Origin of the sequence: Vibrio gazogenes (genome assembly GCF_023920225.1) — a bacterium.
Classification (GTDB): domain Bacteria; phylum Pseudomonadota; class Gammaproteobacteria; order Enterobacterales; family Vibrionaceae; genus Vibrio; species Vibrio gazogenes.
Window position 1 is genome coordinate 2,680,300 of record NZ_CP092587.1, and the last position, 16,262, is coordinate 2,696,561.

Genomic DNA, 16,262 nt, shown 5'->3' on the forward strand with positions numbered 1-16,262 from the left:
GCTAAATTCGGAAGGAAGAACAAGTTCGGACCAAGGCCGTCCAAACGGCGAGCAGACAATCCATTATCGCCTGCCCAAAGATTCATAATAAATACATGTGCGGTTACGTCCCTGCATTTTTGCCTGATGTAGTGCCTGTTCCGCGTAGGCAACAAATTGTTCGGACAACTCATCTGTTTTGGGCACCAGAGAAACAATTCCCATACTCACCGTGACATGGTTCGAGACATCCGACACCGGATGAGGCAACTGAATCTGTTTAAATTCAGAATGAATTTTTTCAGCAACCCAACAAGCTCCGTCAATATGGGTATTGGGCAAAATAAAGGCAAACCGATCACCATCATAACGGGCGATACAATCTGAAGAACGACTGATTACCCGTTGCAGCGCCAATGCAACCGTGCATAGCGTTTCATCCCCTTGCTCATCACCATAATGCTGGTTGTAACTCTCAAAACAATCGACATCACACAAGATAACCGCCAATGGTTGCTCCTCTCGAATATGAATATGCCATAGTGTTTCCAACGTTTCATCAAAACGCCTGCGGCTGACAATGCCCGTCAGTTGATCAAAAGAGTGGATGTGGTGGGCATTGAGCAACTGTGCTGAAGGCTCACCAGAATACCACGCTGTAATATCGCGGATAATTACCAGTGCAAGCACTTGATTGGTCGCCGGTGAACGATAAACAGATTTCACTACATCAAACCATTGTCGAGGTTCTCTTGCTAACTGATCGATGTAACGAATGGGTTGTTTGGCAGCGATATCTTGTTCGGTCAACGCAAACATCTGTTGAAAAAAGGGCGCCTCTTGTGCCGGCCAAGTCAGCCGTTGGCCTGTCACTTGTGCCATCTCATCCTGACCTAACAAATGTGCAAACGATAAATTACAGGAACGACAATAACCATCATCCTGTATAACCGCGATCGCATCCGGAGAAGCATCCCAGAGTTGTTGCATCAGATCATCGGTTCGAATCGTGCGCTGTTCCTCATTCGCTTCAGCACGTTCATGATGAATCAGCATTTGTACCATCCAGGCTGTTTGTCCTTGAAACACGGTATCCTTGACTTGAAATTCAATCTGTACTGAATGATCTTCGCCCACTGGCCAATCGATGAACTGGCGGGAGTGCTCTTGATAACTTTTATCGATGAGCTCAGAAAAATACTCGCGTTGAGAGGCGCTCACCCAAGGAGAAAACTGGACAAGGCGCCCATGTATCTGAAGCTGAAGTGCATGTTGTGCCAACGCGTTGGCAAACAAAATTTGATGATTTTTCCGCGACACCATTAACAGTGCACATGGCACATCAACAAACATGTCGTGCAGATGGCGAACTTTTCGACGGTATACCATCCATAAGGCAATCCCGGCGAGTACAGCAATGATACTCCCCATACCAAGCGCAATTTCCAGCTGAGTATAATGCTCCCATGTCAACTGCGACATCGCTATTACCTTCTGTTAACAATTCTTCTTATAAGAATAACAAGTTATTTCATAAATACTCTATACGTTTGAGTAAGATATCTAACTGTGTCACTGAAAAAATACAAAGCACCGCAAAACAGTCGCTCGGTCCGCGATTCACTAGCACGCCATTACTTGATGTTTTACGCCTGAGGAAACACAAATTCTTCGCCGGTTAAGGAACCTTGCCCCCCTTTTTGATTGAGAGCACGTTCAATTTCCGTCATTGCCAGCCAGCGATTTTCACACCACAACGGTGCAAGCAGTGTCGGCCTGCGGGCTGATGCGGAGACTCGATGATAAATCACATCGGCCGGTGTTCGGCGGATGATATCACTGGCGGTTTCAACATAGAGAGACAATTCCGGCGCCTGAAGTCTGCCAGCGCGCCAAGACTTTGCCATCACACTGCCTTCCACAATATGTAACCCATGCAGCTTAATCCCATCCGTGCCCGTATTCAGAACCTGATCAAGCGTTTCAAGGTTATCACACGGTGATTCACCGGGAAGTCCGACGATCAAATGAGTACAAACTTTCAGCCCCAACGCCCGGGCTTGTCTTGTGACCTGATCATAGCAAGTAAAATCATGGCCCCGGTTAATCCGTTTCAATGTTCGCTGATGTGCTGTTTGTAATCCCAGTTCCAGCCATATTTCATAGCCTTGCTGTTGATAATCAGCAAGCAGTTCCAACACTCCGGGAGCCACACAGTCCGGACGCGTGCCGACACACAACCCCACAACATCTGCCGCGCAAAGCGCTTCTTGATACATTTGTTTGAGTCGTTCAACCTCTGCATAGGTACTGGTATATGCTTGAAAATAAGCCAGATACTTTCTGGCACGCGAGACTTCGCCCGCTCTGGCGACCAGTTGCTCACGAATACTTTGATGCTGAGTCTGTTCATCCGCAAATGAAGCTACATTGCAAAACGTGCACCCGCCCCGCCCTATCGTGCCATCCCGGTTCGGGCAGCTAAATCCGCCATGTAGCGTTAACTTATGGACCCGTTCACCATAACGACGTTTCAGATCTTGTCCTAATGTATTAACCAGCTCGTGTAATTGTTTCAAACCCGCCTCGGAATAAATATTCAAATGCATCCATAATAAAGGTCGCCAAACGCATTGGCACACCGATTTCCAGCCGTTCAATTTCTTAGAAGAAACAACAACCTGTCACGAAATAAAATTACAATATACTGATAATTTCTCTCATTTTAGAATAATCAATCCGAGGGCACCCTAACCCACATCAATAAATAAACACGCATTCAATGTTAAACAAAAGTTAATTAACACCTCATTTGCAATCGATTAACTTGCATAAAAATTCCATCGCTTTGCTATTGGATTTTATGTCACAAAAATGTAGGATAGTTTCAGTTTCGTTCGTATTTGTCATATTTGGAGATGACGCAACGGATGAAAATTCGGTGATAAGCTAATCCACCAAAATAAAGCACTGGCTGCATATAAATAATGACCTGCATATCACCAAGGATTGTTTTTCCCACCCGATTTCCGGTGGGAAACGGAACGGATTCAAGCCGACGTCATCCGTCGGCTTTGAGACAATAAAGATAAAAAAAGGACCAGACACATCATCATCCGGGGAAGCATTCTCCGGTTCGTGTGCGTCTTTATTGAACTGGAAGGATGTATCAATGTTAAATTCATCAGGGCTATACACGCCCGAACTGGAGCATGACGCCTGCGGTATCGGCTTTGTCGCCCATTTAAAAAACCGTAAATCCCATCAGGTTGTGACTCAGGCACTGGACATGCTGGCTCGAATGGAACACCGCGGTGGTCAGGGATGTGATCCATGCAGTGGCGACGGTGCAGGGATTCTCCTACAGAAACCTCATGAGTTTCTTCTTGAAGAAACCGTCAAACTCGGGATTCGTCTTCCTTCATTCGATCAATACGGTGTAGGTGTGGTGTTATTTCCGAAGGATGAATACAAGCGCGAACAGTGTCGTGACATTCTAGAAAGAAATGCCAAGCGTCTGGATTTGGAAATTCTCGGATACCGCGTTCTTCCGACCGATAACCATATGTTAGGGGCGGATCCACTCAGTAGCGAACCACAATTCGAACACGTCTTTATCAGTGGTGGCCCGGGCGTCACCCCGGAAGAACTGGAACGCAAACTCTATGTGCTGCGTAACTATACGGTTCGCGTTTGTCTGGAAAGTATCTCCAATATCGGAGATGACTTTTACATCAACTCCATGTCATATAAGACGCTGATCTACAAAGGCCAGCTGACCACCGAGCAAGTCCCGCAGTATTTCCTTGATCTGCAAAATCCCACGATGGTCACTGCGTTGGCCTTAGTGCATTCTCGATTTTCTACCAATACTTTCCCGAAATGGCGTCTGGCTCAGCCTTTCCGTTATATTGCCCATAATGGTGAAATTAATACGGTTCGCGGCAACCTCAACTGGATGAAAGCCAGAGAAGCCATTCTTGAATCTGAGCGGTTTACCCAAGCTGAAATCGACATGCTGTTACCGATTTGTCAGGAGGACAGCTCCGATTCATCAAACTTCGATATGGTACTGGAACTGCTGGTTCTTTCAGGGCGCAGCCTGCCCCATGCGCTGATGATGATGATTCCGGAAGCATGGCAGGAAAATAAAAAGATGGATGCCAAGCGACGGGCATTCTATCAGTATCATGCCAATGTTATGGAACCGTGGGATGGCCCGGCATCAGTCTGTTTCAGTGACGGTGTGATGGTCGGTGCGACATTGGACCGCAATGGCTTGCGTCCTTCCCGCTATACCGTTACAAAAGATGATTTCCTGATCATGGCATCAGAGTCAGGCGTCGTCGATATCGCAGCAGACAATATTCAATACCGGGGTCGCCTCCAACCCGGCAAAATTTTTGTCGCCGATTTGGAAGAAGGTCGGATTATTTCCGACGAAGAGATTAAAGAAAGTGTTGCGAACGCACAGCCTTACGAGCAGTGGGTTCAAGATAATCTACTCAGTCTCAAATCACTTCCCGAAGCAGAAACCGGACACAGCCAACCGAAACCAGAACGATTGCTACATCGCCAGCAGGCGTTTGGCATCAGCAGCGAAGAAGTCAATCAGATTATTCTGCCACTGGCTCAAACCGGTTACGAACCACTCGGTTCTATGGGAGCAGACTGGCCTCTGGCTATACTGTCTCACCAGTCTCAGCATTTATCTCACTATTTCAAACAGTTGTTTGCTCAGGTCACCAACCCACCGATCGATCCGATCCGTGAACGGATGGTCATGTCACTGAACACCTATCTGGGAAAAGATCAAAATCTACTCAACGAGTCACCGGCACACTGTCGCAAAGTCGAACTCGAATCACCGGTCATTTCCAATGCTGAACTCGAAAAACTCAGAGCGATTGATAACGAGCACCTGCAAGCAAAAACGCTGGATATCGTTTTTCAGGCCAGTGGTGAACCGGGTAAACTTGAACGCGCGCTGAAACGCATTTGTCAGTATGCGGAAGATGCCGTCATCGATGGTTATTCGATTATTTTGCTGACTGACCGCGCAGTGAACTCAAACCATGCCGCGATTCCGGGGATGCTGGCTGTCGGTGCGGTCCACCATCACCTGATCCGCAAAGGATTACGGGCCAAATGTGGTATCGTCATCGAGACAGGCGATGCGCGGGAAACCCACCACTTTGCCACGTTACTCGGTTATGGTGCCAATGCCGTCAACCCATACTTAGTCACGGAAACCATTGTCGATCTACAACAGAAGAACAAGTTGGATCAACAAGTAGATATCAATACGCTCTTCGATAACTATCGTAAAGGGGTCAACGGTGGTCTGCTGAAGATTTTCTCGAAGATGGGAATTTCGACCCTTCAGTCTTATCACGGTGCGCAAATTTTTGAAGCGCTGGGGATTAGCAAAGCCGTCGTTGATAAATACTTTACCGGAACAGTGACCCGGATTCAGGGGCTGACACTGGACGACATCGCCAAAGAAGTTCTGATCCGTCACCGCCTTGGCTATCCGTTACGCGAAATTCCGCTGCAAGTCTTAGATGTCGGTGGCGTTTATCAGTGGAAACAACGCGGTGAACAACACTTGTTCAATCCGGAAACGATTCACTTGTTACAGCAATCAACGCGTCATCAAGACTATGCACAGTTCAAAGCATATGCCGAAGCGGTTGATCGTCAGGGTGACAAGGCCGTCACACTTCGCAGCCAGCTTGAAATGGTGAAAAACCCGGCCGGACAGATTGCACTGGATGACGTTGAGCCGATTGAAAGTATCGTCAAACGTTTTGCCACCGGTGCCATGTCATTCGGTTCCATCTCCTACGAAGCGCACGCCACCTTAGCCGTTGCGATGAACCGCCTCGGCGCGAAATCCAACTCCGGTGAAGGCGGTGAAGATCCGATCCGCTTTGAGAAGAAAGAAAACGGCGACTGGGAACGCTCCGCGATCAAACAGGTTGCTTCAGGCCGTTTCGGTGTAACCGCCTATTACCTGACCAATGCGGATGAATTACAGATCAAAATGGCTCAGGGCGCCAAACCCGGAGAAGGCGGACAACTTCCCGGAGATAAAGTTGATGATTGGATCGGGGCAACCCGTCACTCCACTCCGGGTGTCGGTCTGATTTCCCCACCACCACATCACGATATTTATTCTATCGAGGATTTGGCTCAGCTCATATTTGACCTGAAAAATGCAAACCGTGCCGGTCGTGTCAACGTTAAACTGGTTTCTGAAGCCGGTGTCGGCACCATCGCTTCTGGGGTAGCCAAAGCCAAAGCCGATGTCGTGTTGATCGCAGGCTATGACGGTGGTACTGGGGCATCCCCGATTTCATCGATTCGTCATACCGGTCTACCATGGGAGTTAGGGCTGGCTGAAACGCACCAGACCCTGCTGAAAAACGGGCTACGCAACCGAATCGTCGTTCAGGCGGACGGACAGATGAAAACGCCGCGAGATCTGGCGATTGCCACCCTACTCGGTGCTGAAGAATGGGGTGTTGCCACTGCAGCACTGGTGGTCGAAGGCTGTATCATGATGCGTAAGTGTCACAAGAATACTTGTCCGGTCGGCATTGCCACGCAGAACAAAACCCTGCGTGAACGATTTGATGGTCGCGTCGAAGATGTGGTGACATTCTTCCGCTATATGGCGCAAGGACTTCGTGAAATCATGGCAGAACTGGGATTCAGAACCATTGATGAAATGGTCGGTCAGGCCAATAAACTGAAAGTCAGAAGCAACATCGAACACTGGAAGTATCACAACCTTGACCTGAGTCCGCTACTGTATATGGAGTCACCAAGAAGCGGTGATGGTATTTACTGCCAGACGACTCAGAATCATGCTCTGGAAAATGTCTTAGATCACCAGTTGATTCAGGTCGCCCAACCGGCCTTGACGCAGGGGAAAGCCGTTCAGGCTGAGTTTCCGATCCGCAATACAGACCGGAGCACAGGCACCATGCTCTCGAATGAAATTTCGAAAGTATATCGCGATCAAGGCTTACCTCAGCTCATGCAGGTCAAGTTTACCGGCTCTGCCGGTCAGTCTTTCGGGGCATTTCTGAATCAAGGCGTGCAGTTTGAAGTGGAAGGAGACGCAAACGACTACTGGGGCAAAGGTCTGTCCGGTGGCACCCTGATTCTTTATCCAAACCACAATACATCGCTTGTTCCCGAAGAAAATATTGTGGTCGGTAATGTCTGTTTCTATGGCGCAACGTCCGGTGAGTCTTACATTCGAGGGAAAGCCGGTGAGCGTTTCTGTGTCAGAAACTCCGGCGCCCGTGTCGTGGTTGAAGGCATTGGTGATCACGGTTGTGAATATATGACGGGTGGTGTTGCAATCATTTTGGGTTCAACCGGTCGTAATTTCGCAGCCGGCATGAGTGGTGGTGTTGCCTATGTCTGGGATACCGATGGTGATTTCCATAACAAACTCAACCCTGAACTGGTTGATCTGGATCCACTGGATAACGAGGACATCAACTTGCTTGAGACCATGCTCAACAACCATATCCGTTTCACCGGGAGTGAAGTGGCTCAGCGCTTTATGGATAACTTTGAGCAGAACTTGCAATCTCTGGTGAAAGTCATGCCGAGAGATTACAAAGCTGTCCTGCAAAAACGGGCAGCACAACAAGTACAAGCGACGGAAGCGGAGGCCGTGTAATGGGAAAACCAACTGGATTTTTAGAACATGGTCGGGAACTGCCCGCCAAAGTGGCACCGGAAGTCAGAATTGAACACAACCGGGAGTTTGTGCTCAATGAGGAGTTCGGTGACAAAATTAATACGCAGGCTTCTCGTTGTATGGATTGTGGTGTGCCCTTCTGCCACAGTGGCTGTCCGATCGGCAATATCATTCCTGAATTTAATGATGCGGTTTACCGCAACAGCTGGCAAGAAGCATGGCAGATCCTCAGTTCAACCAACAATTTCCCGGAATTTACCGGTCGCGTGTGTCCGGCGCCCTGTGAAAGTGCATGTGTGCTGGGTATCAATCAGGATCCGATTACCATTTGTAATATCGAGAAAACGATTGTCGAAACGGCTTATCGCGAAGGGTATGCCCAACCGAAAACCCCACGCAGCCGCACCGGCAAAACCATTGCGATTATCGGCTCCGGCCCGTCAGGATTATCTGCTGCCGAACAACTCAATAGTGCCGGTCACACCGTCACTGTGTATGAGCGGGATGAAAAAGTCGGTGGATTACTGCGCTTTGGGATCCCTGACTTTAAGCTGGGTATGGATGTCATTGATCGCAAGATCGAGTTGATGCGTCAGGCTGGTATCAAATTCGTCGTCGATGCGCATATTGGGGTCAACATCAATGCTCAGCAACTACGTCAGGAATATGACGTCGTACTGCTGACCGGTGGCTCCACCGTCCCTCGCGATCTGCCGATTCCGGGCCGAGACTTGAACGGTGTTTATTTTGCGATGCAGTTTCTTGCTCAAAATAATCGCCGCGCCAACAACATGGATCTCAAAAGCGAAGAAATCCACGCCAAAGGGAAACATGTGGTCGTGATCGGTGGTGGTGATACAGGCTCCGACTGTGTCGGGACCTCAAACCGTCACGGGGCAGCAAGCATTACTCAGGTTGAGATCATGCCGATGCCACCGGAGAAGCGTCCGGCGAATATGCCATGGCCGCAATATCCGATGATTCTGCGGACTTCAACCTCTCATGAAGAAGGATGTGAGCGTCACTGGAATATCCTGACCAAAGCATTTATCGGTAATGAGCAAGGTCAAGTGACGGGTTTGAAGGTTGCCGACATTGTCTGGCAACCCGCCAAGGCTGGTGAACGTCCGAGTTACGAAGAAGTGGCAGGCAGTGAACGGGTCATGCCGTGCGATATGGCATTTCTGGCAATGGGCTTTCTTCACCCTGAACCGCATGGCGTGTTGGCCCAATTGGATATTGAACTTGACGAACGTGGTAATGTGGCAACAACGGATTACCAAACTAATCAGGCTGGCGTATTCGCCGCTGGGGATATGCGTACCGGGCAATCACTAGTAGTGCGGTGTATCAATGAAGGACGCGAATGTGCCCGTGCCATTGATACCTATCTGATGGGTGAGAGTAACCTCGAAGCCAGAGCGGATTCTCTGATGCGTTCGGCCTAAATCGTCCTATATCGGCCTCTCTGTCTTCCCCTATCTGACAGAGGGGTCGCCTCAACAAGCGACACCTCAATATTGCTTTATCAAGCACTTTTTCCACTTAAATCTTCGATATATCAATCACTCATAATCGTTACTTATTCACCACAGTCATTTATTGCCGCTATTTTCTATGAATCACTTGATCTTTGGTTCTATAAAGGATAGCGTTTAAGCTCGCATTGTTTCGGGCGCTCAATTGAATGTATTTTTAACCCGATTTAATGCATAAAGATTCAAAAAAATAACAACAACGTAGAATAGTTAGTCATTCACTGTCGAAGACAGCACGCAAAGGGAGACTTGCAATGGCTCTATATGATCCAAGTCTTGAGAGAGATAACTGTGGGTTTGGCCTGATCGCGCACATGGAAGGTCAGGCGAGTCACAAACTGGTTCGTACGGCAATTTCAGCACTGGACCGTATGACACACCGTGGCGGTATCGCAGCCGATGGTAAAACGGGGGATGGCTGTGGCTTACTCCTGCAAAAGCCAGATTCTTATCTCAGACACATTGCACAAGAACAAAACTGGAAGCTGAGCAAACAATATGCCGTGGGGATGATTTTCCTGAGCCGGGATCCGGTAAAGGCACAATCAGCCTGCGACATTATCAATCAAGAACTCGCACAAGAAACACTCTCGGTGAGCGGGTGGCGTCAAGTGCCAACCAACCCAGACGTGCTCGGGCCTATCGCCGCCCAATCATTACCGGACATTCAGCAAGTCTTTATTTCCGCGCCAGCCGGATGGCAGCAGCAGGATATTGAACGACGCCTGTATATCGCCCGACGTCGTATCGAGAAAAAAATTACCGATGATGCTGATTTTTACATCTGTTCACTGTCTACTCAGGTCATCGTCTATAAAGGGCTGTGTATGCCCGCAGATTTACCCCGTTTTTATCTGGATCTCGCTGATTTGCGGATGGAATCGGCTATCTGTCTGTTCCACCAGCGCTTCTCAACTAACACGCAGCCTCGCTGGCCGCTGGCTCAGCCTTTCCGCTATTTAGCCCATAACGGTGAAATCAACACCATTGAAGGGAACCGTCAGTGGGCGAGAGCAAGAGCGTATAAATTCGCTTCACCTTTATTACCAGACCTACAGTCAGCGGCTCCGTTCGTCAACGAAACCGGCTCTGACTCATCAAGTCTGGATAATATGTTGGATCTGTTCCTCGCCGGTGGCATGGATCTGTTCCGAGCTATGCGGATGCTCGTGCCGCCGGCATGGCAGAACCATCCGGATATGGATTCAGAGTTACGCGCATTCTACGATTTCAACTCCAAGCATATGGAACCATGGGATGGCCCGGCCGGGATAGTTCTGTCAGACGGACGTCATGCAGCCTGTAACCTTGATCGCAATGGACTGCGACCAGCCCGTTATGTGATCACCAAAGATAAACTCATTACGCTGGCGTCTGAAGTTGGTATCTGGGATTACGCACCGGACGAAGTCGCGACCAAAGGTCGGGTTGGCCCCGGTGAATTACTGGTGATTGACACCAAAACAGGCAAACTGTGGCAATCGTCAGAAATCGATAACGAATTGAAGAGCCGCCACCCTTATCAAGAGTGGATGGAACACAACGTCTATCGCCTTAAACCATTTGCAGAATTGGGTGACGATCAAATTGGTCAACGTGATTTTGATAATGCGCAACTGAAGATTTACCAGAAACAGTTTGCCATGACCAATGAAGAGATGGATCAGGTGCTGCGGGTGTTAGGCGACATGGGGCAGGAAGCCGTTGGTTCAATGGGTGACGACACCCCGATGGCTGTGCTTTCCTCCAAAGAACGTCTAATCAGTGACTACTTCCGGCAAAAATTCGCGCAGGTGACCAACCCACCGATCGATTCATTACGTGAAAAACATGTGATGTCGCTGGCAACCAGTATCGGTCAGGAAATGAATGTCTTCTGCGAAACCGATGGCCATGCTTACCGGGTGACATTTGATTCACCGGTGCTGCTCTATTCCGACATGCAGCAGTTGTTAAGTCTGGATGACAAGCACTATAAAAACACTATTCTAGATATCAACTACGACCCACAGGAAAAAGATCTCAAACAAGCGATTCTTGATCTGTGTGACACTGCCGAACAAGCAGTACGTGATGGAACAGTCCTGATCATTGTATCGGATCGCGCCCTCACCAAACATAAACTACCGATTCCTGCCGCTATGGTTGTTGGTGCTGTTCAAACTCGTCTAGTCAATACACAACTGCGTTGTGACGCTAATATTATCGTCGAAACAGCAACTGCCCGTGATCCACACCAATTCGCGGTGCTGCTGGGCTTTGGTGCGACAGCTGTTTACCCCTACCTCGCTTACGAAGCGCTCAGCAAAATGCTGGATGAAGGGGTGCTCAACAAAAGTTATCGGGAAGTGATGCAAAACTACCGTTATGGCATCGATAAAGGCCTGTATAAAATCATGTCGAAAATGGGCATTTCAACCGTTGCTTCTTACCGTTGTTCCCAGCTTTTCGAAGCGGTCGGGCTACACCGAGAGCTGGTAGATCTCTGCTTCCACGGTGTCGCGAGTCGGATTCAGGGGGCGAACTTTGAGGATTTCCAACAGGATCTATTTAACCTGTCACGTAAAGCTTGGGCGAAACGCAAATCGATTGAACATGGCGGGCTGCTGAAATTTGTCCACGGTGGCGAATATCACGCATATAACCCCGGAGTTGTGAATCAGCTGCAAACTGCGGTTCGCTCCGGCGACACGCGGGATTACGAGCAATTTGCCGCACAAGTCAACCAACGCCCTGTGGCGATGTTACGTGACTTGATGAAACTGAAAAAATCAGACACACCGCTCGCACTGGAGAAAATCGAACCTGCGACAGACCTGTTTAAGCGCTTCGATTCTGCCGCGATGTCAATCGGCGCACTCAGTCCGGAAGCGCATGAAGCGCTGGCAACGGCCATGAACCGTTTGGGCGGTCATTCAAACTCCGGAGAAGGGGGAGAAGATCCACGCCGTTTCGGTACCGAGCGTAACTCTCGCATCAAACAAGTTGCATCCGGACGCTTTGGGGTAACCCCGCATTATCTGACGAATGCCGATGTCTTGCAGATCAAAGTGGCTCAAGGCGCAAAACCTGGTGAAGGCGGTCAGTTGCCCGGTCATAAAGTGACGGCTGAAATTGCTCGTCTGCGCCACTCAGTCCAAGGCGTGACTCTGATTTCACCACCACCGCATCACGACATTTACTCAATTGAAGATTTAGCTCAATTGATCTTCGATCTGAAGCAAGTCAATCCGAATGCTCTGGTCTCGGTAAAACTGGTTTCCGAACCGGGTGTCGGTACCATCGCAACCGGTGTTGCCAAAGCCTATGCTGACTTGATTACGATCTCTGGTTATGACGGTGGAACGGCAGCCAGCCCGCTCACGTCGGTCAAATATGCCGGTAGTCCGTGGGAATTGGGGCTTGCAGAAACACAGCAAGCGCTCGTGGCTAATGGTCTGCGCCATAAAATCCGCCTTCAGGTCGATGGCGGTCTGAAAACCGGATTAGATGTGATTAAAGGGGCGATTCTGGGGGCAGAAAGCTTTGGATTTGGTACATCACCAATGATTGCCATGGGATGTAAATTCTTGAGAATCTGTCACCTGAATAACTGTGCGACGGGTGTTGCCACTCAGGATGAAACTCTGCGTCGGGATTATTTCAAAGGATTACCGGAGATGGTGATCAACTACTTTACCGGATTAGCCAATGAAGTTCGTGGCTATCTGGCTGAATTAGGTGTTGAGAAATTAACCGACCTGATCGGACGTACCGACCTGTTAGAAGTAGTTGAAGGCTTGACCGCCAAACAGACCAAACTGGATCTGTCCGACATTTTGGAGGCACCTGTGTCTCCTGCGGGTCACCCACTCTTCTGCACAGAACCCAACACACCATTTGATAAAGCCGCGCTCAACCAAAAAATCGTTGAAGATGCGCTCAGTGCAGTTGAAAGCCAGCAATCGCTGAACCTGTACTACGATATCATCAACACCGATCGCTCTGTCGGCGCCCGGTTATCCGGAGAAATCGCCAAACGTTATGGCAACCAAGGTGTGGCGGCATCGCCAATCCGGATTTACTTACAAGGGACTGCCGGACAATCATTCGGTGTCTGGAATGCCGGCGGCGTGGAGCTGCACCTGACAGGTGATGCGAACGACTATGTCGGTAAAGGTATGGCTGGCGGAAAAATTGCTATCAAACCGCATTTGGGCACTGCTTTCAAATGTAATGAAGCTACCATCATCGGTAATACCTGCTTATACGGTGCGACTGGCGGTAAACTGTTCGCTGCCGGTAAAGCTGGCGAACGTTTCGGCGTTCGTAACTCCGGGACCATTGCCGTGATTGAAGGCGCTGGCGACAATGCCTGTGAATACATGACTGGCGGCGTAGTGGCCATACTGGGCGCAACCGGCGTGAACTTCGGTGCAGGGATGACCGGTGGATTTGCCTATGTCCTCGATGAGAACGAAGACTTCCAAGGCCGTGTGAATAATGAATCTGTTGAAACGATTTCGCTACAAGAACTCTACATTCATCAGGAACATTTACGTGGTTTAATTGCAGAACATCTGGAGCAAACCGGCTCCGTTCACGCTGAATCGATCTTAGCCAATTTCGATGCGTGGATTCCGAAATTCTATCTCGTTAAACCACAAGCGGCTGATCTGCAAACACTACTGGGGCATCAAAGCCGCAGTGCTGCAGAACTTCGCGTTCAAGCACAATAATTGGAAGGAGCCAGATTATAATGAGCCAGAACGTTTATCAGTTCATTGATGTCAATCGAGTCGATCCGGCCAAAAAGCCGCTCAATATCCGCAAAATAGAATTCGTTGAAATCTATGAACCATTTACCCGCCAACAGGCAACCGCTCAGGCAGATCGCTGTCTTGACTGCGGTAACCCCTATTGTGAATGGAAATGTCCGGTCCATAACTACATCCCTCAGTGGCTAAAACTGGCCAATGAGGGCCGAATTATCGAAGCTGCGGAACTCTCACATCAAACCAATAGCCTGCCGGAAGTGTGTGGCCGAGTCTGTCCTCAAGACCGTCTGTGTGAAGGGTCTTGTACACTGAATGAGGATTTCGGTGCCGTCACCATCGGTAATGTTGAAAAATATATTACCGATAAGGCCTTCGAAATGGGCTGGAAACCCGACCTTTCTCAAGTCGAATGGACAGACAAAAAGGTGGCGATTATCGGTGCCGGTCCCGCAGGTTTAGCGGCAGCGGATGTATTGGTCAGAAACGGTGTCAAAGCGGTCGTCTTTGATCGCTACCCGGAAATCGGCGGGCTGCTCACTTTCGGAATTCCTTCATTCAAGCTGGAAAAAGAAGTGATGCAAAACCGACGTCGTATCTTTACCGAAATGGGTGTTGAATTCCGTTTGAATACCGAGGTTGGTAAAGATGTCGAACTTCAATCGTTGATCGATGAATACGATGCGGTGTTCCTTGGCGTCGGCACCTATAAAAATATGCGTGCCGGACTGGACAATGAAGATGCCAACGGCGTGTACGATGCTTTGCCATTCTTGGTGTCCAATACCTATCGGGTCATGCAGTTGGAAGATTCACAACCCTTCATTGATATGGCCGGAAAAAAAGTGGTTGTTCTCGGCGGCGGCGATACCGCCATGGACTGTGTCCGAACATCAATCCGTCAACAGGCAACCCATGTTATCTGTGCCTACCGACGCGATGAAGAGAACATGCCGGGCTCACGTCGTGAAGTTAAAAATGCCAGAGAAGAAGGCGTCGAATTCATGTTCAACCTGCAACCGCTCGGTATCGAAGTCGATAGCCGTGGTCAGGTCACCGGTGTCAAAGTTGTCAAAACAGCGCTGGGTGAGCCGGATGAAGCCGGACGTCGTCGTCCTGAGCCAGTCCCTGACAGTGAACATGTACTCGCTGCCGATGCAGTCATTATGGCATTTGGCTTTCAGCCACATGCCATGCCATGGCTTGAGCCTTTCGGTGTCGAGCTTGATCAATGGGGCCGCCTCAAAGCACCGAATGACGGTCTGTACCCTTATCAAACCACCAATGAAAAAATCTTCGCCGGTGGCGATGCGGTTCGCGGGTCCGATCTGGTCGTAACGGCCATTGATGAAGGCCGTAAAGCTGCCAATGGTATCCTCGACTACTTGGACGTCTGATTTCACCGACAGACAAGCGAGTCACTCAAATCATCCCGGTACTGACTTCAGTACCGGGATTTTTTTGCGCCGGATTCCGGCTCGGATAACTAGTTGAATCCCAAAAAATCATGCTAAACTCAGCGCTAATCTGAATAAAGAAAAGAGACTTGATATGAAAATTGGCATCATTGGCGCAATGGAGCAAGAAGTTGCGATTCTCAAATCGTCAATCCAGAATCTGCAAGAAGAAAAAAAAGGTGGCTGCACCTATTATTCTGGTCAAATCAATGAGTTGGATGTGGTATTGCTCCAATCAGGTATCGGTAAAGTTGCAGCAGCAGTCGGCACCGCTTTGTTGTTAGAACTCTATAAACCCGATGTCGTCATCAATACAGGTTCAGCCGGTGGTTTTGATCCATCACTGACCATGGGTGATGTCGTCATTTCAACTGAAGTCAGACACCATGATGCCGATGTGACGGCTTTCGGTTATGAAATCGGTCAGATGGCAGGTCAACCGGCAGCTTTCCAAGCCGATGAAAAATTAATTCAACTGGCAGAAGATGCACTCGCACAGTTGGGAGATAAACATGCGGTCCACGGTCTGATTTGTACCGGTGATACCTTTGTCTGCCAACCAGAAAGACAGGCATTTATCCGTCAAAACTTCCCACAAGCAGTTGCGGTCGAGATGGAAGCTTCTGCGATAGCTCAGACATGCCATCAGTTCAAAACACCGTTTGTGGTTGTCCGGGCAATCTCTGATGTCGCCGACAAAGAATCACCGATGTCATTTGATGAGTTCTTACCCCTCGCCGCGGCAAGTTCTTCAGAAATGGTACTGAAGATGCTAGAACGTCTACATCAGGCATAATCGAACCGTATCTGC

The 16,262-nt window shown here is 49.1% G+C and carries 7 protein-coding genes; 5 read left to right on the top strand and 2 right to left on the bottom strand.

The features are described 5' to 3' along the window. Positions 1–63: 63 nt before the first annotated feature. Positions 64–1,461, bottom strand: a complete 1,398-nt coding sequence (locus MKS89_RS11955; protein ID WP_072956058.1) for a GGDEF domain-containing protein — start codon at positions 1,459–1,461, stop codon at positions 64–66. 164 nt (positions 1,462–1,625) lie between these two features. Beyond that, positions 1,626–2,558 carry a tRNA modification radical SAM protein MnmL/YtqA gene (mnmL, locus tag MKS89_RS11960; RefSeq protein ID WP_235862478.1) on the bottom strand — a complete coding sequence of 311 codons (933 nt, stop codon included), beginning with the start codon at positions 2,556–2,558 and terminating at the stop codon, positions 1,626–1,628. 593 nt (positions 2,559–3,151) lie between these two features. On the opposite strand from mnmL, the gene gltB (MKS89_RS11965) reads away from it, so the two are divergent. The 5 genes from gltB (MKS89_RS11965) (at position 3,152) to mtnN (ending at position 16,247) form a co-directional block, all read left to right on the top strand. Next, the gene (gene gltB, locus MKS89_RS11965) at positions 3,152–7,681 is read left to right on the top strand and encodes a glutamate synthase large subunit (RefSeq protein ID WP_072956055.1); all 4,530 of its coding nucleotides are present in this window, start codon (positions 3,152–3,154) and stop codon (positions 7,679–7,681) included. Next, a complete protein-coding gene (locus MKS89_RS11970; RefSeq protein ID WP_072956053.1) occupies positions 7,681–9,150 on the top strand; it encodes a glutamate synthase subunit beta in 1,470 nt (489 codons plus the stop codon). The genes gltB (MKS89_RS11965) and MKS89_RS11970 overlap by 1 nt, the downstream gene beginning before the upstream one ends. A 344-nt stretch (positions 9,151–9,494) precedes the next feature. Continuing rightward, on the top strand, positions 9,495–13,958 hold the full coding sequence (gene gltB / locus MKS89_RS11975) for a glutamate synthase large subunit (RefSeq protein WP_072956051.1): 4,464 nt from the start codon (positions 9,495–9,497) through the stop codon (positions 13,956–13,958). Positions 13,959–13,978: 20 nt separating this feature from the next. Further along, entirely contained in the window at positions 13,979–15,391 is a 1,413-nt protein-coding gene (locus MKS89_RS11980; RefSeq protein WP_072956049.1) for an FAD-dependent oxidoreductase, read from the top strand. A gap of 154 nt (positions 15,392–15,545) precedes the next feature. Continuing rightward, positions 15,546–16,247, top strand: coding sequence for a 5'-methylthioadenosine/S-adenosylhomocysteine nucleosidase (gene mtnN / locus MKS89_RS11985; protein WP_072956046.1), 702 nt, complete (start codon positions 15,546–15,548; stop codon positions 16,245–16,247). The last annotated feature ends 15 nt before the right edge of the window (positions 16,248–16,262 follow it).

Bases quoted from the DNA above. Each gene is read 5' to 3' on its own strand.
- MKS89_RS11955 (WP_072956058.1), bottom strand. From the start codon at position 1,461: ATGTCGCAGTTGACATGGGAGCATTATACTCAGCTGGAAATTGCGCTT.
- gltB (WP_072956055.1), top strand. From the start codon at position 3,152: ATGTTAAATTCATCAGGGCTATACACGCCCGAACTGGAGCATGACGCC.
- MKS89_RS11970 (WP_072956053.1), top strand. From the start codon at position 7,681: ATGGGAAAACCAACTGGATTTTTAGAACATGGTCGGGAACTGCCCGCC.
- gltB (WP_072956051.1), top strand. From the start codon at position 9,495: ATGGCTCTATATGATCCAAGTCTTGAGAGAGATAACTGTGGGTTTGGC.
- MKS89_RS11980 (WP_072956049.1), top strand. From the start codon at position 13,979: ATGAGCCAGAACGTTTATCAGTTCATTGATGTCAATCGAGTCGATCCG.
- mtnN (WP_072956046.1), top strand. From the start codon at position 15,546: ATGAAAATTGGCATCATTGGCGCAATGGAGCAAGAAGTTGCGATTCTC.